This window comes from Shewanella chilikensis, assembly GCF_037953065.1.
Lineage (GTDB): Bacteria > Pseudomonadota > Gammaproteobacteria > Enterobacterales > Shewanellaceae > Shewanella > Shewanella chilikensis.
Window position 1 is genome coordinate 2276307 of record NZ_CP149966.1, and the last position, 22020, is coordinate 2298326.

The 22020-nt window shown below is 52.1% G+C and carries 19 protein-coding genes; 12 read left to right on the forward strand and 7 right to left on the reverse strand.

The features are described 5' to 3' along the window. Nucleotides 1–82 precede the first annotated feature (82 nt). The 5 genes from yfaE to ubiG form a co-directional block, all read right to left on the reverse strand. Complete coding sequence (yfaE, locus tag WKR14_RS10420; protein ID WP_165565095.1) at nucleotides 83–418, reverse strand: class I ribonucleotide reductase maintenance protein YfaE; 336 nt, start codon at nucleotides 416–418, stop codon at nucleotides 83–85. After that, nucleotides 387–1517: a class Ia ribonucleoside-diphosphate reductase subunit beta gene (gene nrdB / locus WKR14_RS10425; protein ID WP_025010421.1), complete on the reverse strand. Its 1131-nt coding sequence runs from the start codon at nucleotides 1515–1517 to the stop codon at nucleotides 387–389. Before nrdB ends, yfaE begins: the two co-directional genes overlap by 32 nt. Before the next feature lie 59 nt (nucleotides 1518–1576). Beyond that, complete coding sequence (gene nrdA / locus WKR14_RS10430) at nucleotides 1577–3865, reverse strand: class 1a ribonucleoside-diphosphate reductase subunit alpha (protein ID WP_286995848.1); 2289 nt, start codon at nucleotides 3863–3865, stop codon at nucleotides 1577–1579. 479 nt (nucleotides 3866–4344) lie between these two features. Continuing rightward, the gene (locus WKR14_RS10435; RefSeq protein WP_286995805.1) at nucleotides 4345–5019 is read right to left on the reverse strand and encodes an HAD family hydrolase; all 675 of its coding nucleotides are present in this window, start codon (nucleotides 5017–5019) and stop codon (nucleotides 4345–4347) included. A gap of 4 nt (nucleotides 5020–5023) precedes the next feature. Beyond that, nucleotides 5024–5734 carry a bifunctional 2-polyprenyl-6-hydroxyphenol methylase/3-demethylubiquinol 3-O-methyltransferase UbiG gene (gene ubiG / locus WKR14_RS10440; RefSeq protein ID WP_101056522.1) on the reverse strand — a complete coding sequence of 237 codons (711 nt, stop codon included), beginning with the start codon at nucleotides 5732–5734 and terminating at the stop codon, nucleotides 5024–5026. A 357-nt stretch (nucleotides 5735–6091) separates the two neighbouring features. On the opposite strand from ubiG, the gene gyrA reads away from it, so the two are divergent. Then, the gene (gyrA, locus tag WKR14_RS10445) at nucleotides 6092–8731 is read left to right on the forward strand and encodes a DNA topoisomerase (ATP-hydrolyzing) subunit A (RefSeq protein ID WP_261752514.1); all 2640 of its coding nucleotides are present in this window, start codon (nucleotides 6092–6094) and stop codon (nucleotides 8729–8731) included. Between the two features lie 60 nt (nucleotides 8732–8791). Continuing rightward, a complete protein-coding gene (serC, locus tag WKR14_RS10450) occupies nucleotides 8792–9886 on the forward strand; it encodes a 3-phosphoserine/phosphohydroxythreonine transaminase (RefSeq protein ID WP_339087707.1) in 1095 nt (364 codons plus the stop codon). 86 nt (nucleotides 9887–9972) lie between these two features. Here the strand turns inward: serC and WKR14_RS10455 are convergent, their stop codons facing one another. Continuing rightward, nucleotides 9973–11169, reverse strand: coding sequence for an amino acid aminotransferase (locus WKR14_RS10455; protein WP_286995802.1), 1197 nt, complete (start codon nucleotides 11167–11169; stop codon nucleotides 9973–9975). Between the two features lie 462 nt (nucleotides 11170–11631). On the opposite strand from WKR14_RS10455, the gene aroA reads away from it, so the two are divergent. From aroA to WKR14_RS10500, 9 genes are all read left to right on the forward strand, one after another. After that, nucleotides 11632–12912 carry a 3-phosphoshikimate 1-carboxyvinyltransferase gene (aroA, locus tag WKR14_RS10460; protein WP_286995800.1) on the forward strand — a complete coding sequence of 427 codons (1281 nt, stop codon included), beginning with the start codon at nucleotides 11632–11634 and terminating at the stop codon, nucleotides 12910–12912. Between the two features lie 155 nt (nucleotides 12913–13067). After that, nucleotides 13068–13763, forward strand: coding sequence for a (d)CMP kinase (gene cmk / locus WKR14_RS10465; RefSeq protein WP_101056523.1), 696 nt, complete (start codon nucleotides 13068–13070; stop codon nucleotides 13761–13763). 99 nt (nucleotides 13764–13862) lie between these two features. Continuing rightward, nucleotides 13863–15530 (forward strand): 30S ribosomal protein S1, encoded by a 1668-nt coding sequence (gene rpsA / locus WKR14_RS10470; RefSeq protein WP_025010414.1) that lies wholly within the window; start codon nucleotides 13863–13865, stop codon nucleotides 15528–15530. 70 nt (nucleotides 15531–15600) lie between these two features. Beyond that, on the forward strand, nucleotides 15601–15888 hold the full coding sequence (ihfB, locus tag WKR14_RS10475; RefSeq protein ID WP_025887377.1) for an integration host factor subunit beta: 288 nt from the start codon (nucleotides 15601–15603) through the stop codon (nucleotides 15886–15888). A 122-nt stretch (nucleotides 15889–16010) separates the two neighbouring features. Beyond that, a complete protein-coding gene (locus WKR14_RS10480; protein ID WP_039032984.1) occupies nucleotides 16011–16280 on the forward strand; it encodes a LapA family protein in 270 nt (89 codons plus the stop codon). A 1-nt stretch (nucleotide 16281) separates the two neighbouring features. Then, nucleotides 16282–17442, forward strand: a complete 1161-nt coding sequence (lapB, locus tag WKR14_RS10485) for a lipopolysaccharide assembly protein LapB (RefSeq protein ID WP_101056504.1) — start codon at nucleotides 16282–16284, stop codon at nucleotides 17440–17442. 21 nt (nucleotides 17443–17463) lie between these two features. Beyond that, nucleotides 17464–18159, forward strand: coding sequence for an orotidine-5'-phosphate decarboxylase (gene pyrF, locus WKR14_RS10490; RefSeq protein ID WP_101056505.1), 696 nt, complete (start codon nucleotides 17464–17466; stop codon nucleotides 18157–18159). Nucleotides 18160–18230: 71 nt separating this feature from the next. Next, complete coding sequence (locus WKR14_RS10495) at nucleotides 18231–19049, forward strand: SDR family oxidoreductase (protein WP_286995796.1); 819 nt, start codon at nucleotides 18231–18233, stop codon at nucleotides 19047–19049. Nucleotides 19050–19067: 18 nt separating this feature from the next. Next, a complete protein-coding gene (locus WKR14_RS10500) occupies nucleotides 19068–19613 on the forward strand; it encodes a DUF2058 domain-containing protein (protein WP_101056507.1) in 546 nt (181 codons plus the stop codon). A gap of 3 nt (nucleotides 19614–19616) precedes the next feature. Here WKR14_RS10500 and WKR14_RS10505 read toward each other — a convergent pair whose 3' ends face one another. Beyond that, nucleotides 19617–19817: a CPXCG motif-containing cysteine-rich protein gene (locus tag WKR14_RS10505; protein WP_039032979.1), complete on the reverse strand. Its 201-nt coding sequence runs from the start codon at nucleotides 19815–19817 to the stop codon at nucleotides 19617–19619. 271 nt (nucleotides 19818–20088) lie between these two features. On the opposite strand from WKR14_RS10505, the gene thrS reads away from it, so the two are divergent. After that, a complete protein-coding gene (gene thrS / locus WKR14_RS10510; protein ID WP_226563924.1) occupies nucleotides 20089–22017 on the forward strand; it encodes a threonine--tRNA ligase in 1929 nt (642 codons plus the stop codon). Nucleotides 22018–22020 lie beyond the last annotated feature (3 nt).

Below are 22020 nucleotides of genomic sequence, written 5' to 3' on the forward strand. Positions count from 1 at the left end.
CGGAGTCAGGCTGGATTTACAACGAAAAAACGCTTGTTTGACTGTAGGATATCTGCCATTGACGGTGTTTTTTGCGCTTGCTTCAGGCCAAGTGTTTAACCCGCAGCAGCGGCATGTCGGCGCCTTCGCTGGAGAGATCCAAGTCCAGATCTTCCGTGGGTACACAGCAGCAGGGCAGGCATTCATCAGCCTTTAACTCGGCCAATGGCGTGGTCAGGTAAGTGACCGCGCCACTGCGCACCCGGGTCTTGCAGGCGCCGCAAAACCCGCTGCGGCACTCGGAAAAAATGCTCACCTTACGGGCTTCGAGCGCTGTCAGGAGAGTCCTGTGCTCTGTGGTATACAGCAGCAGGGGCTCTCCGCGCAGCAGCACGATAGGGGCTTTGTTAAAGGTCAAAGTCGGAGAACTCATCGTCATCGACAGCCGAATCTATCTGGCCGACCAGATAGGATGACACTTCCACTTCCTGAGGCGCAACTTGCACGGCATCGCTCTCCAGCCAGTTTTTCATCCAGGGCAGGGGATCGCTCTGCTCACTGTATGGTGCACCCAGGTTAACCGCCTTCATTCTCTGATTGGTGATGAACTCCACATACTGGCAGAGAATGGTTTCGTTCAGGCCTATCATGGAGCCATCCTTGAATAGGTACTTGGCCCAGGCCTTTTCCTGCTCGGCGGCGCGCAGGAACAGATCGTAAGCTTCCTGCTGGCACTCTTTGGCGATTTCACCCATCTCAGGGTCATCTTTACCACCCTGCATCAGGTTGATAATGTGTTGGGTCGAGTTCAGGTGCAAAGCTTCATCGCGGGCGATAAGGCGAATGATCTTGGCGTTGCCTTCCATCAATTTGCGCTCGGCAAAGGCAAAGGAGCAGGCGAAGCTGACGTAAAAACGTATTGCTTCAAGCGCATTGACCGACATCATGCACAGATAGAGGGCTTTTTTGATGGTGCGGGTAGTGACTTCAAGCGTGCGACCGTTGACGTCGAACTTGCCTTCACCATGCAGGTGATACAGCTGAGTCAGCTCGATAAGGCGGTCGTAATACTCGGCAATATCGCCGGCGCGCTTGAGGATCTCCTCATTGACCACTATGTCATCGAACACCACGGATGGGTCGTTGACAATATTGCGAATGATATGAGTGTAGGAGCGGCTGTGAATGGTCTCGGAGAAAGACCAGGTTTCAATCCAGGTTTCCAGCTCGGGCAGGGACACCAGTGGCAGGAAAGCCACATTGGGGCTACGGCCCTGAATCGAGTCCAACAGGGTTTGGTACTTGAGGTTGGAGAGGAAGATATGCTTTTCATGATCCGGCAGGGCGCCGAAATCGATTTTGTCGCGGCTGACATCCACTTCTTCCGGGCGCCAGAAGAAAGACAACTGCTTTTCGATCAGTTTCTCGAATACTTCGTACTTCTGTTGATCGTAACGGGCCACGTTAACCGCTTGACCGAGAAACATAGGTTCGCGGGTGGCATCGTTGGGGGTTTGACAAAAAATTGAATAAGCCATGATCTACTCTTTCCAAACAACGGGGCCACCTGGGCCCCGAACTTGTTACTTAATCCTGCTTAAATCTTGCAGGCGCCGCCGGCACAACCGTCGTCTTCCTTCTCGATGCTGGTAATGTCATCGAATTTGTCGGAAGCACCGTCCCGGGTGTTATGGTAGTAAAGGGTCTTGACCCCGAGTTTGTAGGCGGTCAACAGATCCTTGAGCAGCAGCTTCATCGGAACCTTGTTACTTTCAAACTTGGATGGGTCATAGTTGGTATTGGCCGAAATCGCCTGATCGACGAACTTCTGCATAATACCCACCAACTGCAGGTAACCGTCGTTGCCGGGCATCTGCCACAGCAGCTCGTACTTGTCCTTGAGCTCATCAAAATCGGGCACCACTTGCTTGAGCTGGCCATCTTTACTGGCCTTGACGCTGATAAGGCCGCGTGGAGGCTCAATACCATTGGTGGCGTTGGAGATCTGCGAAGAGGTCTCGGATGGCATCAGTGCCGACAGAGTCGAGTTACGCAGGCCATGCTGCTTGATATCGTGACGCAGAGCATCCCAATCCAGGTGCAGCGGCTCATCACAAATCTTGTCCAGATCCCGCTTGTAGGTATCTACCGGCATGATCCCCTGAGAATAAGTGGTCTCATGGAACAGCGGGCAGGCACCGAGCTCTTTGGCCAGATTCATCGAGGCCTTGAGCAGGTAGTACTGTATGGCTTCAAATGTTCTGTGGGTCAGGCCGTTGGCGCTGCCGTCAGAGTATTTCACCCCGTTCTTGGCCAGATAGTTGGCGAAGTTGATGACCCCGATCCCCAGAGTGCGGCGGTTCATTGATGCCGTCTTGGCTGCAGGAATTGGGTAGTCCTGATAATCCAGCAGGTTATCCAGGGCGCGCACGGCCAAATCGGCAAGGCCTTCCAGTTCGCCCAAGTCTTTTATCGCACCCAGGTTCAGCGCTGACAGAGTACAAAGGGCGATTTCACCATTTGGGTCGTCAATATTGTTCAGTGGCTTGGTTGGCAGGGCTATCTCAAGACACAGGTTGGATTGACGCACAGGGGCCACTTCGGCGTTGAACGGACTGTGGGTGTTACAGTGATCCACGTTCTGTACATAGATACGGCCGGTGGAGGCACGCTCTTGCATCATCAAAGAGAAGAGCTCGACCGCTTTTAGAGTCTTCTTGCGAATGCTCGGGTCTTGCTCGTATTTCACATACAAACGCTCAAACTCGTCTTGATCGGCAAAGAAGGCGTCATACAAGCCGGGAACATCTGATGGGCTGAACAGAGTAATATTTTGTCCCTTGATCATCCGCTGATACATCAGTTTGTTGATCTGCACACCGTAGTCCAGGTGACGGATACGGTTGTCTTCAACACCACGGTTATTTTTCAGTACCAGCAGTGATTCAACTTCCAGGTGCCAGATAGGGTAGAACAGAGTTGCAGCACCGCCGCGAACGCCGCCCTGGGAGCAGGATTTCACCGCAGTCTGGAAATACTTGTAGAAAGGTAAACAACCTGTGTGGAAGGCTTCGCCACCACGAATAGGACTTCCCAGAGCGCGAATGCGGCCGGCATTCACACCGATACCGGCTCGCTGGCTGACATACTTGACGATGGAAGAGGCTGTGGCATTGATGGAATCCAGGCTATCGTCACACTCGATCAGCACGCAAGAGCTGAACTGACGGGTCGGCGTACGCACACCGGACATAATAGGCGTCGGCAAAGAGATCTTGAAGGTAGATACCGCATCATAGAAGTCTTTGACATACTGCAGCCGGGTTTCTTTCGGATAACGGGCAAACAGGCAAGCGGCTACCAGAATGTAGAGGAACTGGGCACTTTCGTAGACTTCATGAGTCACACGGTTTTGTACCAGATACTTGCCTTCCAGTTGTTTGACGGCGGCATAGGAGAAGTTCATGTCGCGCCAGTGGTCGATATAGCTGTCGAGTACATCCAGTTCTTCACGGCTGTAGTCTTCCAACAGATGTTTGTCGTACTTGCCCATGGCGACCAACTTGCTGACATGATCAGCCAGTTTTGGCGGCTCAAACTGACCAAAGGCCTTCTTACGCAAATGAAAAATAGCAAGGCGAGCGGCCAGGAACTGATAGTCCGGAGAGTCTGGAGAGATCAGATCGGCTGCGGCCTTGATAATGGTTTCATGGATGGCTTCGGTGGGAATACCATCGTAAAACTGCAGGTGAGAACGTAACTCCACCTCGGAGACCGAGACGTTGTTTAATTCTTTGGCTGCCCAGGTGATAACACGGTGGATCTTATCGAGATCTATCGTCTCGCGTGCGCCACTGCGTTTGGTAACTGTCATAGTGCTATTCATTGAAGATAGGCCTTGGTTGTAATATCTGTGACAATGACGCGTCGGCGTCATTAAACCTTCCCTTGTAAAACAATCAACCGAACAGTTAACGACGGCGGCCCGAGTGGGCTCTGTTAACCGGGAGTTTTCAGTGCAAGACTAGTATGTTTGATTGCGACTGATACACAAGATATGGTGTTTTTCTATATCTTGGATAACAAGATAGTGAGGTGTGGCACTTTTTGCAAGCCTGAGTTTTGGGTATATCTTGTGGATATCTTGAGGATATTGATTGACCGATTCCGCAAAGCTGCATCATTGCTGGCGCACAGTCGTCATGGTCAAAAATCAAGCGATCTCACTCAAGGTGATCGACTGCTAAAATAAGCATCGATCCGCGATCCTGCGCAGATCCGGTCGGTTAAAGCAGCATCCGGACTGCGACTTTGATTAAGGCCTTGTCTTCCCGGGAAAACAGTGCCGATTTAGCGTTTTTCTTATCATTGTTGCCACAATGGCAGCGACATCACTGCCTGTGGATGGTTCAACTGCCAATCTGCGCCCCAGTCTGCCGGTTTATCCTCGGCCGCCAGATATCCCCACATAGCGATGGCAGAGGGCATATTGACCGCCTGCGCCGCGGCTATGTCGCGCTCGGCATCGCCAAGATAGAGAATACGTTCAGGAGCGCAGTTAAGCTGCTGAGCCCCCAGTAACATAGGAGCCGGGTGGGGCTTGCGATAGAGGGTGGTATCGGCACTGATCACCGCATTAAAGCGCTTAAGCAGCCCCATGCGCTCTAACAAGGGGCGGGTAAAACGCGCCGGTTTATTGGTGACAATCCCCAGCGGCATGGCTCTTGATAGGGCACTGTCCAGCAAGGCTTCTATGCCTTCAAACAAACAGGCTTTTTGGCCGTTGACCGCGTCATATTCCCTGAGCATCGCTTGCCGGAGATGCTCCTGCTCCTCTGCTGAGGCTTGGGGCACGGCGGCTTGCACCATGGCGAGCGAGCCGTGAGAGGCCAGAGTGCGAAGAAGTTTGCGCTTATCCTCTATCGAAACGCCACGGGATGCCAGTGCCAAAGCCAGCGCTTCGGTCAGGTCCTCGGCGGTATCCACCAAAGTTCCATCCAAGTCGAACAGAATCCCTTGAAACGGCAGCTTAGGCGTCATGGCATCAGTCCTGGCGCTGACAGGCAATCATATAGTTGACTTCAACGCTCTTGGTATAACTGAATACGCCACTCAAGGGATTGTATTTGATGCCAAGCGCGTCACGGCACAATAGTTCGGTGTGTTCCGCCATGGCGATCAACTCGGACGGGCGGATAAATTTGCTGTGGTCGTGGGTACCGGCCGGTAGCATTTTCAGCACATACTCGGCACCGAGTATGGTTTGCACCCAAGACATGATGTTGCGGTTAATGGTGGAGAAGAACACCCAACCTCCGGGCTTGACCATATCGCAACAAGCCTGGACCACAGATTGCGGATCCGGTACATGCTCGAGCATCTCCATACAGGTAACTGTGTCGTAATGCCCCTGATGATTCTGGGCATGCACTTCGGCGGTTTCCTGTAAGTAGTCTATGCTGACGCCGGCTTCCAGTGCATGCAGCCTGGCGACTTCCAACGGCTCAAAGCCCATATCCAGCCCGGTGACCTTGGCGCCGATGCGAGCCATGCTCTCGGACAGAATGCCACCGCCGCAGCCGACATCCAGTACCAGCTTGTCAAAGATACCGCCGGATTGAGCGTCTATATAATTAAGGCGCAGGGGGTTGAGTTCATGCAGTGGCTTGAATTCACCGGCAGGATCCCACCAACTGGCGGCCATACTTTCAAACTTGGCAATTTCCTGAGGGTCGACATTGGGTTGAGAAGACATATTCAGACCTGAAACAGCAATAATAAAGATGCGCCCATTATAACCATATAAGCCATAGGGAAGGGCAGCATAAATTGGCGCCTCAATGTGATCGATGGCACTAAAGGCTAAAAGCTGCACAAAATATCGGCAAGATTCGGTTTTTGATGATAAAAACAGCAACGGAACTCATGTCTATGACAGTGATATCAGCCCCGCTCGCGACTTGTATCATGCCCTTGGCGTTTTTGGCTGCAAAGGCGGCTTTAAGGACTTCCGACATTAAATAACTGTGTTAGAATGCCAAATCACGTTTGTTGGGCTCGACAATGACACGGATTACAAGTTGTCAGCTAATTTAAGGGGATCGAGCAGTTTATGACTGATCTGGCTTTATCAATTTCGCCAATAAATATTGAAGACGAACTAAAGAACTCCTATCTGGATTACGCCATGAGCGTTATCGTCGGGCGGGCATTGCCAGACGTACGCGATGGCCTCAAGCCGGTACATCGCCGCGTACTCTTTGCGATGAACGAGCTGAAAAACGATTGGAATAAACCCTATAAGAAGTCGGCACGTGTTGTCGGTGACGTGATAGGTAAGTATCACCCTCATGGTGACATCGCCGTGTACGACACCATAGTGCGGATGGCGCAGCCTTTCTCGCTGCGTTACACCCTGGTGGATGGCCAAGGTAACTTCGGCTCCATCGATGGCGATGCCGCGGCGGCCATGCGTTATACCGAAATTCGTATGGAAAAGCTGGCGCATCAACTGCTGGCAGATCTTGAGAAAGAAACCGTCGATTATGTCCCCAACTACGACGGTACCGAAATGATCCCGGCCGTGTTGCCGACCCGGATCCCCAACCTGCTGGTCAACGGCTCCTCCGGTATCGCCGTGGGTATGGCCACCAATATTCCGCCGCACAACCTGACCGAAGTGGTTAAAGGCTGTTTGGCACTTATCGAAGAACCTGAGCTGTCTATCGAACAGCTGATGGATTATATCCCGGGCCCGGACTTCCCGACAGCCGCCATTATCAATGGCAAAAAAGGCATAGAGGAAGCGTACCGTACCGGTCGCGGCAAGGCGATTATGCGCGCCCGTGCCGAGGTGGAAACTGAAGACAATGGCCGCGAGCGGATCATTGTTACCGAGATCCCATACCAGGTGAACAAGGCTCGTCTGATTGAAAAGATTGCCGAGCTGGTAAAAGACAAGAAAATTGAAGGCATCAGCGGCCTGCGCGACGAGTCTGATAAAGACGGTATGCGCATTGTCGTTGAGGTCAAGCGCGGCGAAGTGGCCGAGGTGGTACTCAACAACCTCTATGCCCAGACCCAGATGCAAACCTCTTTTGGTATCAACATGGTGGCCCTGACCAATGGTCAGCCCAAGTTGTTCAACCTTAAGGAGATGCTGGAAGCCTTTATTCTGCACCGCCGTGAAGTGGTGACTCGCAGAACCGTGTTTGAACTGCGTAAGGCCCGTGAACGCGCTCATATCCTGGAAGCCCTGGCTATCGCCCTGGCTAACATCGACCCTGTGATTGCGCTGATCAAGGCCTCGCCAACACCGGCCGAAGCCAAGGTAAAACTGGTGGAAACCGGTTGGCAGCTCGGCAACGTGCAGGGCATGTTGGAAAAAGCCGGTGATGACGCCGCCCGTCCCGAGTGGCTGGAGCCGGAGTTTGGTATTCGCGATGGCCTCTACTATCTGACTGAGCAGCAAGCCCAGGCTATCCTCGAGCTACGTCTGCACCGTCTGACCGGTCTTGAGCACGAGAAGATCCTCCAGGAATATGAAGAGTTGCTGGAGCTAATCGCCGGATTGCTGCATATCCTCAGAAGCCCGGAGCGTCTGATGGAAGTGATCAAAGAAGAGCTGGAAGAAGTGCTCGAGCAGTATGGCGATGAGCGCCGCACCGAGATCAACGCTTCTGCCGTGGATATCAGCCTCGAAGATCTGATCTGCGAAGAAGATGTGGTAGTGACCCTGTCGCATTTGGGCTATGCCAAGTATCAGCCGCTGAGTGATTACCAGGCGCAGCGCCGCGGTGGTAAGGGCAAGGCCGCCACCAAGGTCAAAGACGAAGACTTCGTTGAGAAGCTATTGGTTGCCAATACCCACGACACTATTTTGTGTTTCTCTGACTTTGGCAAACTCTACTGGCTCAAGGTCTATCAGTTGCCGCTGGCCAGTCGTCAGTCGCGCGGTAAGCCTATCGTTAACCTGCTGCCATTGTCCGAAGGGGAGCACATTACAGCGATTCTGCCGGTTCGTGAATACGAAGCCGACAAGTATGTCATCATGGCCACTTCCCACGGTACCGTGAAGAAGACATCGCTTATCGAATACAGTCGCCCCAGAGCCAACGGCATTATCGCCGTTAACCTGAAAGACGGTGATCAGTTGATTGGCGTTGACCTGACCGACGGCAGCAATGAAATCATGCTGTTCTCCAACGAAGGTAAGGTTGTTCGCTTTAGCGAAGATCAGGTGCGCGCCATGGGCCGTACCGCTACCGGTGTTCGCGGTATCAAACTCGAAGACGGTCAGGAAGTGGTTTCACTGATAGTGCCAAAAGAAGATGGCGCCATTCTGACAGTGACAGAGAACGGTTTTGGTAAGCGTACCGAGTTGAGTGAATACCCAACCAAGAGCCGTGCTACCAAGGGCGTGGTTTCCATCAAGGTCAGCGAACGTAACGGCGCCGTAGTCGGTGCGGTTCAGGTCGGCGACAATGATGAGATCATGCTGATCAGCGACAAGGGCACACTGGTGAGAACCCCAGCGGCCGGTGTTTCCATCATAGGCCGTAATACCCAGGGCGTGACCATTATCCGCACTGCCGGTGACGAGGCCGTGGTGGGTTTACAACGTATCGATGAAATCCAGTCTGATGAAGACGAAGTGGAATTCGATGAAAACGGCGAACCCATAGTGGCCGAAGCTGCAGCCGAGGATACTGAAGGCCAAGCGCCCGAAGCACCTGAAGCCGAGCAGGAATAACAGCATCAAGCATATCTGAGCGTCCATCTGGACGCTCTTTTTTTCAAGGAGAACAATGAAGTGAGCACGATTTATAATTTCTGTGCCGGACCAGCCATGTTGCCGGCCGCGGTAATGCAAAAAGCCCAGCAGGAATTACTGGACTGGCAGGGGCACGGTGTCTCCGTCATGGAGATCAGTCACCGCAGTCAGGCCTTTATCGATCTCACCAAAGCTGCCGAATCCAGATTACGCTCGTTGATGAATATTCCCGAAGATTATCATGTCCTGTTTATGCATGGCGGTGGTCGCGGTCAGTTCTCGGCTGTCGTGAATAATTTTTTGGGCAATAACGGCAGAGCCCTGTATTTGGAGAGCGGTCAGTGGTCAAGATCGGCCACTGCAGAGGCCAGAAAGTTGGCCGGAGATGACAGAATTGATAGCCTGAGCATTGTTGAAAAGGTCAATGGACTCAATAAAGTAACCTTGCCTAAGCTGGAAGGTGATAGTGGTAAGTATCGTTATGTGCACTATTGCCCCAACGAGACGGTAGATGGTATCGAAATTTTTGAAGAGTTGGAGTCTCCCTGGCCAATAGTCGCGGATATGTCATCCACCATCATGTCCCGTGAAATCGATGTCAGTCGTTACGGGCTCATTTATGCCGGGGCGCAGAAAAATATCGGCCCTTCAGGTTTGGCCATAGTGATAGTGCGTAAAGAGATGCTGGCTTTGCCGGCCATGCCACAGTCGTCCATCATGGATTATCGCTTGGCGGCCGAAAACGATTCCATGTTTAACACTCCCCCTACTTTTGCCTGGTATCTGGCGGCCGAAGTGTTTGAGTGGCTGCACCGAATAGGCGGTATCGAGGCGATGGCAGAGCTCAACAAGGCCAAGGCCGAACTGCTTTACGCCTGTATCGATGAACTGGACTTTTACCGCAATGGTGTGGCGGCGCAAAACCGCTCGCGGATGAATGTAACTTTCCAATTGGCCGATGAGTCGCTCAATGGTGAGTTCCTGAAAGAGGCGGAGGCCGCAGGTTTGGTGGCTCTTAAGGGGCACAGAATTGTCGGCGGGATGCGTGCCAGTATCTATAACGCCATGCCTTTGGCCGGCGTTGAGGCCCTGGTTGCCTTTATGCAGACGTTTGCGGCCAAGCACAGCAGCTGAACCCCGGCGAAAAGCGCGTTATTGCAACAAGTTCCATAAAAAAGCGAATGCCGAGGCATTCGCTTTTTTCATCTAACTCTCCAATTTTAACCTTGCAACACCTTGGCGATAGACTTGGCAAGGTAATCGACATTGCTATTGCTTATCCCGGCGATACTGATCCGGCTTGAATCCACCATATAGATACCGAACTCCTGCTTAAGTTGTTCAACCTGCTCTGGCAACACCCCAAGGAAGGAGAACATCCCTTTTTGGCGGGCGATAAAGCTGAAGTCCCGCTCGACGCCTATCGCCTTTAAACGCTCAACCAGGATGGCACGGTTACCGTTTATCCTGTCACGCATCACCTTGAGTTCATCCAGCCACTGCTGTTTGAGCTGATTGTCGCCGAGAATGGTTTCCACCAACGCCGCGCCATGTGCCGGCGGCATGGAGTAGAGGCAACGTACCACGTAAAGCAGTACCGACAAGGCTACATCGGCGGCAGCACTGCTGTTGGCTATGATGCTGCAGGCGCCGATACGTTCGCGATAAAGGCCAAAGTTCTTTGAGCAGGAGGAGCAGAGCAACATGTCTTCCACGGCGGCCGCCATCTTGCGAACGCCGTAGGCATCTTCCTCGACACCGTCACCAAAGCCCTGGTAAGCCATATCGATTAGCGGGGTAAAACCGCGTTTGACGGCGACTTGTACCACTTGGTCCCACTGCTCGGTGCTGAGGTCCTGGCCCGATGGGTTGTGACAACAGGCATGCAGCAGCACCACATCGTTTTCCCCAAGAGTGTTGAGTTTGGCGAGCATTTCATCAAATTTCAGCGCCTTGGTGGCGTAGTCATAGTAAGGATAACGCTCAACCTTGAGACCGGCCGCCTCAAAAAGTCCGCTGTGATTGGCCCAGGTAGGATCGCTGACCCAAACGGTTGCGCCTGGGCGACAACGTTTAATAAAGTCGGCGGCGACCCGCAGCGCGCCGGTGCCGCCGGGAGTGGATACGCTGCGAATGCGTCCGGCGTTCAGGGTAGGGTGCTGCTCACCGAATGCCAGCTCGGCAATGAGCCGATTGAAATCACTGCTACCGGCAGGGCCGATATACACCTTGGTGGTTTCTGTGGCGGTGCGGCGCTGCTCGGCAGTTTTAACGCAGTCGAGGATGGGGGTATTTCCCAAGATGTCTTTATAGACACCAACGCCCAAATCAATTTTTTCACCGCGAGGGTCGTCGCGATATTGGCTGAGCAGCCCAAGAATGGGATCGGCTGGCATCGCCTTGAGTGTGCTGAACATAGGGCTCCCTGGATTGAATACTGGTTGAAGAGGATTAGCATAACGGCATTTAGGCTATTTGTTAACGGCTGGCGAGGCTGCAGCAAGCGATAGCCTGAGTGGTGCAACTGGCAAGCTGGGCTTCCAGGGTGTAAAGCTCAGTTGCAGGAAAGCAGAGTCGCATCTGTGAGTCACGTCTTCGAAAGTCAATCGGACAGCAAAGAGCTTATTTAGCGCTGCTTGAATAATTTTCCGCTGAAATCGGCTTTTTTCAGCAAAAAACGGTTGAATCCCTGTGGCGCTCAGGTAACTTTAATGCCACGAACACTTAATTCAGGCCTATCAGCACTCGCTGTATCTAATCTTTTGTCTTGATTTGCCGGTTTTATCCCATAATCGGTGACAAGGTCTTTTAACCCGCTTTGGCGGTATGTGGCATGACGCTGCAGCTCCGTCAAACACAGATGCAAGAATCCGAAAAAGATGAAGCAATTGCGACTGGATCCCATAAGTAGAATGCATGGGGAGGTCAACATCCCCGGCTCCAAGAGTATTTCCAACCGGGCGTTGCTATTGGCTACCCTGGCCAACGGCACCACAGAACTGACCAATCTGCTCGACTCAGATGATATTCGCCACATGTTGGCAGCGCTGAAACAGCTCGGTGTGCAATTTGAGCTTTCCGAAGACAAGAGCCGCTGCAGCGTGCAGGGCCTTGGCGGCGCAATCAACAGCAACAAGCTGCAAGAGCTGTTTCTCGGTAATGCCGGCACCGCGATGCGGCCCTTGTGCGCCGCGCTGACCCTGGGGAACGGTGAGTTTGTTCTCACGGGTGAACCCAGAATGGAGGAGAGGCCGATAGGAGATTTGGTCGACAGTCTCAAGGCCTTGGGCGCGGATATTCAATATCTGAAGGATCCCGGCTTCCCGCCTTTAAAAATCAAGGCAACGGGTCTCAGTGGCGGGGATGTGGAAATTGCCGGTAATCTCTCCAGCCAGTTTCTTACCGCGCTCCTGATGGTTGCGCCGCTGGCCGGTGCCGCTGTCAATATCAAGGTCAAGGGTGAACTGGTTTCCAAGCCCTATATCGATATTACTTTGGCCTTGATGGCGCAATTTGGTGTCAAGGTTATCAACCACGATTATCAGCGTTTTGAGATCCCATCCGGTCAAAGCTATCTGTCACCGGGCAAGGTATTGGTGGAAGGCGATGCCTCATCGGCGTCTTATTTCTTGGCCGCAGGCGCCATCGCCGGCGGCGAGGTGAAAGTCACCGGGGTTGGCCGTCTCAGCATTCAGGGCGATGTCAAGTTTGCCGATGCGCTGGCCGCCATGGGCGCTGAGATTGAATGGGGAGATGACTTTATTATTGCCAGGGGCAGCCAGCTCAAGGGGATAGATATGGACATGAACCATATTCCCGACGCGGCAATGACCATAGCCACAGCTGCGGTATTTGCCAAAGGGCCGACCCGCCTCAGCAATATCTACAACTGGCGTATCAAGGAGACTGATCGTCTCAGCGCCATGGCGACAGAACTGCGTAAAATTGGTGCCGAGGTGGAAGAAGGTGAGGATTATATTCTGGTTAATCCACCACTTACGCCCAAGCATGCCGCTATCGATACCTATAACGACCACCGCATGGCCATGTGTTTTTCGCTGCTGGCATTTGCCGAATGCGGTGTCACCATCAATGACCCGGATTGCACCTCAAAAACCTTCCCGGATTACTTCCAACGCTTTGCGGCCTTGGCCGGTTAAGCGGCTGAATTTCGGGCTGTTGATTACTGCAGCCCGAAATTGACCTTGAATTCAGCATACGGAAAGCATGCAGTTGATATATAATATTGGCCGCTCATTTTCGGTGAACTCATACTGTGTCCTCATGGAAGATGATAATTACTGCGGAGGAATTTATGTCTGAACGGGCGCCTGTTGTCACAATTGACGGCCCAAGCGGTGCGGGAAAAGGCACTATAAGTCAGTTGCTTGCCAACAAACTTGGATGGAAACTGCTCGACAGTGGTGCCATATATCGAGTGCTGGCACTTGCCGCTATTCACCACGACGTGGAACTGGATAACGAAGAAGCCATCACCCTGTTGGCCGCACACCTGGATGTACAGTTTCTGGCGGGAGCCGGAAATGAAGCCATAAAAGTAGTGCTGGAAGGCGAAGATGTCAGCCATGCCATTCGCACTCAAGAATGTTCTGACGCAGCCTCAAGAGTGGCGGCGTTTCCCCGGGTGAGAGAAGCCTTACTCAGAAGGCAGCGCGCTTTCAGAGTTGCCCCCGGGCTTATAGCCGATGGCCGGGATATGGGAACCGTTGTTTTCCCGCATGCACCGGTTAAATTGTTTTTGACAGCCTCGGCTGAAGAAAGGGCCCAGCGGCGCTATAATCAGTTGCAGGACAAGGGCTTCGATGTTAATATCGAGCGTCTTTTAACCGAGATCCAGGAAAGAGATCACCGGGATATGAATCGCGCCGTTGCGCCTTTGGTGCCCGCAGAAGATGCCCTGGTGATAGACACTACTGGACTCGGAATTGATACTGTGCTGGAGCTGGCGCTCAGGCACATAGTCGACAAGTTATCTGACGTCAGTCTCTGAGATTGGCGGGGTAGGCATTCGTCACAGGGAAGAGGCGAGTTATTTTACTGACTCCACGTTCAGGATAGATACGTGGTTTATTACTTAAAGTTAATTAACATGACTGAATCTTTTGCTGATCTGTTTGAACAATCCCTTCAACAACTGGAATTCCGCCCAGGTTCTATCGTTCGTGGTACTGTAGTTGCCATCGAAAACGGTATGGTACTGGTTGACGCCGGTCTGAAATCTGAGAGCCCAATCCCAGCTGAGCAATTCAAAAACGCTCAAGGTGAACTGGAAATCGCCGTTGGCGACCAAGTTGACGTTGCGCTGGATAGCGTTGAAGACGGTTTCGGTGAGACTCAACTGTCTCGCGAGAAGGCCAAGCGCCACGAAGCCTGGATCGTTCTGGAAAAAGCTTACGAAGATGCTGAAACTGTAATCGGTGTCATCAACGGCAAGGTTAAAGGCGGTTTCACCGTTGAGCTGAACGGTATCCGTGCGTTCCTGCCTGGTTCTCTGGTTGACGTTCGCCCAGTACGCGATACTGCTCACCTGGAAAACAAAGAACTGGAATTCAAAGTTATCAAGCTGGACCAGAAGCGCAACAACGTTGTTGTTTCTCGTCGTGCTGTTATCGAATCTGAAAGCAGCGCTGAGCGTGATGCTCTGCTGGAAAACCTGCAAGAAGGTCAAGCAGTTAAAGGTATCGTTAAGAACCTGACTGACTACGGTGCATTCGTAGATCTGGGCGGTGTTGACGGCCTGCTGCACATCACCGACATGGCTTGGAAGCGTGTTAAGCACCCATCTGAGATCGTGAATGTTGGTGACGAAATCAACGTCAAAGTACTGAAGTACGATCGCGAGCGCACTCGTGTATCTCTGGGTCTGAAGCAACTGGGTGAAGACCCATGGCTGGAAATCAGCAAGCGCTACCCAGAAAACACTCGTCTGACTGGTCGCGTAACCAACCTGACTGACTACGGCTGCTTCGTTGAAATCGAAGAAGGCGTTGAAGGTCTGGTACACGTTTCTGAAATGGATTGGACCAACAAGAACATCCACCCATCCAAGGTTGTTAACCTGGGTGATGAAGTTGAAGTTCTGGTTCTGGACATCGATGAAGAGCGTCGTCGTATTTCTCTGGGTCTCAAGCAGTGCAAGACCAACCCATGGGAAGACTTCGCTAACCGTTATGCCAAGGGCGACAAAGTTACCGGTAAGATCAAGTCTATCACTGACTTCGGTATCTTCATCGGTCTGGACGGCGGTATCGACGGTCTGGTTCACCTGTCTGACATCTCTTGGAACGGTAGCGGCGAAGACGCTGTTGGCGAGTACAAGAAAGGCGACGAAATCACTGCAGTGGTTCTGTCTGTTGATCCAGAGCGTGAGCGTATCAGCCTGGGTGTTAAGCAGACTGAAGACGATCCATTCAACGCTTACCTGGCCGACAAGAAGAAAGGTACTATCGTAGTTGGTACTGTTACTGCTGTTGACGCCAAAGGTGTGACTGTTGAGTTGGCTGACACTGTTGAAGGTTACATCCGTGTATCTGACATCAGCCGTGACCGTGTTGAAGATGCATCAAGCGTCTACAATGTAGGTGACAGCGTTGAAGCCAAGTTCATGGGCGTAGATCGCAAGAACCGTGCAATCAGCCTGTCTGTACGTGCTAAAGACGAAGCTGAAGAAAAAGAAGTGATGGCTAACCTGAACAAGCAGGACGACGCTATCATGACTAATGCAATGGCTGAAGCGTTTAAAGCAGCTCGTAAGTAAGTGCCTGTAGTACAGGGGGCTAGCCCCCTGTTAGGTGACTGTGTTTGGCTTGATAATAGGGGTAGCTAGGATGACTAAATCCGAACTGATCGAAAAACTCGCCAGTGGGCAGTCGCAACTGTCGGCGAAAGAAGTAGAAGGCGCCATCAAAGAGATGTTGGAGCAAATGGCTAAAACATTGGAAAGCGGTGACCGCATAGAGATCCGTGGCTTTGGCAGCTTTTCACTTCACTATCGTGCACCTCGCACTGGTCGTAATCCCAAGACGGGAACATCAGTCGAGTTGGATGGCAAGTACGTCCCGCACTTTAAGCCAGGCAAAGAACTGCGCGAACGCGTTGACGCTTATAACCGTTAATCGCTGTTGTATTAAAAGCCTCCGAAAGGGGGCTTTTTTATGCCCGGAGCTTGGCTAAAGCTGGTCAGCTCAGTCAATTTACTGGATAATCAGAACATTGAAACGCGTTTATGGAGTGCAACGTGAAGTCATTTGTCGCAACCGTACTGGTGGCAATGTTGTTTGTAGTGGCACTGGTATTTGGCTCTCGCAATGAACAGCTGGTCACCATCAGTTATTTTGTGGCTCAGGGAGAGTTCCGCTTGCCTGTGGTGTTGGCCGTCGTATTTCTGGCGGGATTTATCCTCAGTTGGGTCATTGCTTTCTACTACATTATGAAGTTGAAATTGTCATTGCGTAATGCCCGTAAAAAGATCCAGACATTAACGCAGCAGCAGGGGCAAGACGCCTAGTATGCTCGAACTTCTCTTTCTGTTGCTGCCTATTGCTGCGGCTTACGGTTGGTACATGGGCCGCCGCAGTTTGAAGCAGAAACAGAATTCAGCGCAAAAGAAACTGAGCCGAGACTACTTCACCGGACTCAACTTTCTGCTCTCCAATGAGTCGGACAAGGCTGTTGATCTCTTTATCAGCATGTTGGATGTCGATGATGAAACCATAGACACTCACCTGTCGCTGGGTTCCTTGTTTCGCAAACGGGGGGAGGTGGACAGATCCATTAGAATTCACCAAAACTTGATAGCCCGTCCCAATCTCGCGACTGAACAAAGAGACATGGCGATGATGGAGCTCGGTAAGGACTATATGGCCGCCGGGTTCTACGATAGAGCTGAGGAGATATTCCTTAACCTGGTCAGTCAGGACGATCACAGCGAAGAAGCGGAAACCCAACTGATCTCCATTTACCAAATCACCAAAGATTGGCAAAAGGCGATAGATATCACCAAGCGCTTGCCCCGAAAAAGCCAACAAGGGCTTAAACCCGTGATCGCTCATTTCTATTGTCAATTGGCCGAAGAAGCCGGCGAAGAAGCGGGTAAACTCAAGGGCTTTCAAGCAGCGCTTAAGCAAGACCCTCAATGTGGCCGCGCCTTGTTGTCACTGGCCAACGCTTACCTCGACGCAGGGCAGTTACCTCAGGCCAAGCAGATGCTTAATCAACTGATTGACGCCGATGCCGAACTTTTTGCCGATGCTCTTGCCTGTACCCGACAGCTCTATCAAGAGCTCAACGATATCGACGGTTATCGCGAGTTGTTGGCTCATGCGATAGATAAAGGCGCGGGTGCCTCAGTTGTGGTGGCATTGGCACAACGTATGATTGAAGACGGCGACATCAAAGGCGCCGAAGACATGGTGATGCAAGCTCTCTATCGCCACCCCACCATGCGGGGATTCCAGCACTTGATGCAGATGCATATCAAACAGGCTGAGCAGGGCCAGGCACGAGATAGCCTGGCGATGCTGGAAAAACTGGTAGAGCAACAAATTAGATTCCGTCCAAGTTACCGCTGCCGGGAGTGTGGTTTCCCGGCACATACCTTGTATTGGCACTGCCCATCCTGCAAGAGTTGGGGCAGTATTAAACGGGTTCGCGGTTTGGACGGCGAATAACCCTCAGATAACGGAGTAAAAATGACAGAGACACCTATTGTGGTCGCCTTGGACTTTGATAATAAATTCAAAGCATTGCAACTTATTGATAAGTTGGATCCGTCTATGTGTCGCCTTAAGGTAGGCAAAGAGATGTTTACCCTGTTCGGGCCTCAACTGGTGAAAGAGATCCATGACCGAGGGTTTGATCTTTTTCTGGATCTGAAGTTCCACGACATTCCCAACACAGTGGCCAAGGCGGTTGCTGCCGCCGCCGAAATGGGGGTGTGGATGGTGAATGTCCACGCCAGTGGCGGTCTCGCTATGATGGAAGCCGCCCGCCGGGCCTTATTACCTTACGGGGATAATGCCCCCTTGCTGATTGCCGTTACTGTGTTGACTTCAATGAGCGACGATGAGCTCAAGCTTATTGGTGTTGAAGGTAGCGCCGAAGATCAGGTTCGCAGGCTGGCGCGCCTGGCGCAAAAAGCCGGTCTCGACGGTGTGGTCTGCTCGGCCCGTGAGTCCAGTATGCTCAAGGCCGAACTTGGCGCCGATTTTAAACTGGTGACTCCGGGCATTCGTCCGGCGGGCAGTGATGCTGGCGATCAGAAACGCATCATGACCCCGGCCGAAGCGATGGCGGCGGGCTCAGATTATCTGGTTATAGGTCGCCCCATTACTCAAGCGGCCGATCCTTTGGCAACACTGCAAGCGATACATCAATCGCTGGCATAAACTTGTGACATACCGGCAACTCGCAGTATGGACCGGAATAACGAATGATCAGTGGATAGGAGAGAAGCTCAATGTTCGATTATCAGGGTAAGTATGTAGTGGTCGTCGGGGGTACCAGCGGCATTAACCTCTGTATCGCCAAGGCGTTCGCGGTTGCCGGTGCCCATGTGGCGGTTGCCAGCCGTAACCCGGAAAAAGTGGCAGCCGCAGTGGCGTTATTGAATGAAGCCAATCCACAAGGTCAACATCTGGGCCTGAGCTTCGATGTCAGGGATTTACCGGCACTCGAGCAAGGCTTTACCGTCTTGGCCCAGAGTTTCCCGCATATCGATGTGCTTGTCAGTGGCGCAGCCGGCAATTTCCCCGCCAGTGCCGCCAAGCTCAGTGCCAACGGTTTTAAATCTGTCATGGATATCGATTTGCTGGGCAGTTTTCAGGTGTTGAAGCAAGCCTATACTATGCTTAAGCGCCCTGGCGCCAGCATTATTCAAATTTCGGCGCCGCAGGCGTATATTGCCATGCCGATGCAGATCCACGTTTGCGCCGCCAAGGCGGGCGTTGATATGTTGACCCGCACCCTGGCTTTGGAATGGGGGCCAGAGGGTATTCGGATAAACTCCCTGGTTCCCGGGCCGATTGCCGGTACCGAAGGGTTCAATCGTTTGGCGCCGTCGGCGCAATTGCAGCAACAGGTGGCCGAAAGTGTACCGTTAAAACGCAATGGTGAGGGGGAAGACTTGGCCAATGCCGCACTCTTTATCGCCTCGCCAATGGCTTCTTATATTACTGGAACCGTATTGCCGGTTGACGGCGGTTGGTCGCTTGGCGGTGCTAGTGCGGCTATGAGTCAGCTCGGAGCACTGGCAGCAAAGCAAGAATCAAGTAAGTAGCAAGAGAGAGATTATAAAATGGCAAACGCATTACAGGAACAGTTGCTCAAGGCGGGTCTCGCCAGCAAGCAAAAAGTTCGCGATGTCAAAACCCAGAAGAAACGTAACCGTAAGTCCAATATCGATGACGGCTCAGCCGAGCTGAAAGCGCAAATTGCTCAGCAGAAAAAGCAGCAGGCAGAAAAGGACAAGGCGCTCAACGAACAACGCTTTGCCGAGGCCACAGAGAAAGGTTTGGTTCGTGGTCTGGTCACCGAAGTTAAGCAAAATGCGGTGGCGCTGCCGAAAGATGGCGAGATAAAGTTCAACTATACCTTAGAGAACAAGATATACCCTTTGTATATCAATGAGAAACTCCAGAATCAGCTACTTGGTGGCCGCTTGGGGATAGTGCGAATTGAGCAAAGCAGCTATCTGGTGCCTCATAAACTCGCCGAGCGGGTTAATCTGTTGGTGCCGGCCTGGTGTGGCTATTTGTGGCAGGCCGAGAACAACGCCGCGCAAGTTACGGACGAAGATGATCCTTACGCAGATTATGTTATTCCGGACGATCTTATGTGGTAGCTCTCAGTAGAGTTGTTCGTCATCGCCATCGACGTACAGTTCTATCATATGCCTCTGGTCATTGATGTGCAGCCTCATGTGGATGGGGTTGCAGCATACCCGACAATCATTGTAAAACTCCTGATCGCCGCCGCTGGCATCGAGTTCTACTTTTTGATGGTGGCCACAATGGGGGCAACAAATGGTTTGACTTTTGAGTTGCATAGTTTCCTCCTCTGCCGTCTAGCGCCATGCCTTTGGACGATAGAACCCAAGCCTGCAACATACAGTAAGTATAGCCCCGGCCTGTGAGCCAAAGCTTATTCATTGAACGTTTTTGGGTTGCGTGGGCCGGGTCTTATCCCGTAAAATTACCAGTCTGCCCGGCGGAGACCTTAAGGCTCCTGTACTGCCTTAACCCAAGGGCTAACATACATTTTTATCATTGATAGCCAAGTGGCCCTACGTGTGGGTCACCACTGGACAAGGAATTTTCATGCCTGTAATTACACTTCCCGATGGGAGCAAACGCGAGTTTGCCAACCCAGTCTCTACACTCGATGTTGCTGCTGATATTGGTCCTGGTCTGGCGAAAGCCTGTATTGCCGGACGAGTCAACGGCGAGTTAAAAGATGCCTGTGATCTGATCGAAACAGATGCAGAACTGTCGATCATCACGGCCAAAGATGAAGAAGGGCTGGAAATCCTTCGTCACTCTTGCGCACACTTGTTGGGTCATGCGATCAAACAACTGTGGCCTGAAACCAAGATGGCGATTGGTCCTGTTATCGATAACGGCTTCTACTATGACATCGACCTGGAGCATAAACTGACCCAGGAAGATCTGGAAAAGCTGGAAAAACGCATGCTGGAACTGGCCAAGACCAACTATGACGTGGTCAAGCGCGTGGTTAGTTGGCAGGAAGCCCGTGATACTTTTGAGTCTCGCGGCGAGCCTTACAAAATGGCGATCCTGGATGAAAACATTAGCCGTGATGCCACTCCGGCGCTGTATCACCACGAAGAATACACAGACATGTGTCGTGGTCCCCATGTGCCCAACATGCGTTTTTGCCATTTCTTTAAGCTGATGAATGTTGCCGGTGCCTACTGGCGCGGTAACTCAGACAACAAGATGTTGCAGCGTATTTATGGTACTGCGTGGGCCGACAAGAAAGCGCTCAAGACTCACTTGACTCGTCTGGAAGAAGCTGCCAAACGTGATCACCGTAAAATCGGCAAGCAGCTGGATCTGTACCACATGCAGGAAGAAGCTCCTGGTATGGTGTTCTGGCACAACGACGGCTGGAGCGTATTCCTCGAACTGGAGCGTTTTATTCGCCAGAAGTTGAGCCAGTACGACTATCAGGAAGTGAAGGGGCCTCTGATGATGGACCGTGTGCTGTGGGAACGCTCCGGTCACTGGGATAAATACGCCGAGGCGATGTTTACAACCAGCAGTGAGAACCGCGAATACGCCATCAAGCCGATGAATTGCCCCGGCCACGTACAGATTTTCAACCAAGGACTCAAGTCCTATCGCGATCTGCCGCTGCGGATGGCTGAATTTGGCTGTTGTCACCGTAACGAGCCTTCGGGTGCCTTGCACGGTCTGATGCGAGTTCGTGGTTTTACCCAGGACGATGCACACGTATTCTGTACTGAAGAGCAGGTGCAATCCGAAGTCAGCAAGTGTATCAAGATGGTGTACGACACCTATTCCACTTTCGGCTTCAGTAATATCGTGGTTAAGCTTTCTACCCGTCCAGAGAAGCGTATCGGTGACGATGCCATGTGGGACAGGGCAGAAGAAGCTCTGAAACAAGCGTTGCGCAGCAACGATATTGAATTTGAAATACTGCCAGGTGAAGGTGCCTTCTACGGTCCTAAAATCGAGTTCACTCTGCACGACTGCCTGGACCGCGCCTGGCAGTGCGGTACAGTGCAGCTTGACTACGCTTTGCCAGGACGCCTGGGCGCGACCTATGTCGCCGAAGACAATAGCCGTCAGACTCCGGTAATGATCCACCGTGCGATTTTGGGCTCTTTGGAGCGATTCCTCGGTATTCTCATCGAAGAGTTCGCCGGTCGCTTCCCAACCTGGTTGGCACCTGTGCAGGTTGTTGTTATGAACATAACAGACAAACAAGCTGATTATGTTGAAGAAGTAGTCGAATTCTTCAAGGAACAGGGCATACGTGCCTCTAAAGACTTGAGGAATGAAAAAATAGGCTTTAAAATACGCGAGCACACTTTGAGGCGGGTTCCTTATTTGCTGGTCATAGGTGATCAGGAGATGGAAAATCGGGAAGTCGCTGTGCGTACCCGAGACGGGGTGGACTTAGGTAAGATGCGAATCGATGATTTCGCCGCTAAGGTTAAGCAACAAATTTCACTCCGTAGTCTTGAATTGTTGGAGGATTAGGTC

Coding starts and splice junctions, on each gene's coding strand:
- yfaE (WP_165565095.1), bottom strand. CDS start 418: ATGACGATGAGTTCTCCGACTTTGACCTTTAACAAAGCCCCTATCGTG.
- nrdB (WP_025010421.1), bottom strand. CDS start 1,517: ATGGCTTATTCAATTTTTTGTCAAACCCCCAACGATGCCACCCGCGAA.
- nrdA (WP_286995848.1), bottom strand. CDS start 3,865: ATGAATAGCACTATGACAGTTACCAAACGCAGTGGCGCACGCGAGACG.
- WKR14_RS10435 (WP_286995805.1), bottom strand. CDS start 5,019: ATGACGCCTAAGCTGCCGTTTCAAGGGATTCTGTTCGACTTGGATGGA.
- ubiG (WP_101056522.1), bottom strand. CDS start 5,734: ATGTCTTCTCAACCCAATGTCGACCCTCAGGAAATTGCCAAGTTTGAA.
- gyrA (WP_261752514.1), top strand. CDS start 6,092: ATGACTGATCTGGCTTTATCAATTTCGCCAATAAATATTGAAGACGAA.
- WKR14_RS10455 (WP_286995802.1), bottom strand. CDS start 11,169: ATGTTCAGCACACTCAAGGCGATGCCAGCCGATCCCATTCTTGGGCTG.
- aroA (WP_286995800.1), top strand. CDS start 11,632: ATGAAGCAATTGCGACTGGATCCCATAAGTAGAATGCATGGGGAGGTC.
- cmk (WP_101056523.1), top strand. CDS start 13,068: ATGTCTGAACGGGCGCCTGTTGTCACAATTGACGGCCCAAGCGGTGCG.
- rpsA (WP_025010414.1), top strand. CDS start 13,863: ATGACTGAATCTTTTGCTGATCTGTTTGAACAATCCCTTCAACAACTG.
- ihfB (WP_025887377.1), top strand. CDS start 15,601: ATGACTAAATCCGAACTGATCGAAAAACTCGCCAGTGGGCAGTCGCAA.
- lapB (WP_101056504.1), top strand. CDS start 16,282: ATGCTCGAACTTCTCTTTCTGTTGCTGCCTATTGCTGCGGCTTACGGT.
- pyrF (WP_101056505.1), top strand. CDS start 17,464: ATGACAGAGACACCTATTGTGGTCGCCTTGGACTTTGATAATAAATTC.
- WKR14_RS10495 (WP_286995796.1), top strand. CDS start 18,231: ATGTTCGATTATCAGGGTAAGTATGTAGTGGTCGTCGGGGGTACCAGC.
- WKR14_RS10500 (WP_101056507.1), top strand. CDS start 19,068: ATGGCAAACGCATTACAGGAACAGTTGCTCAAGGCGGGTCTCGCCAGC.
- WKR14_RS10505 (WP_039032979.1), bottom strand. CDS start 19,817: ATGCAACTCAAAAGTCAAACCATTTGTTGCCCCCATTGTGGCCACCAT.
- thrS (WP_226563924.1), top strand. CDS start 20,089: ATGCCTGTAATTACACTTCCCGATGGGAGCAAACGCGAGTTTGCCAAC.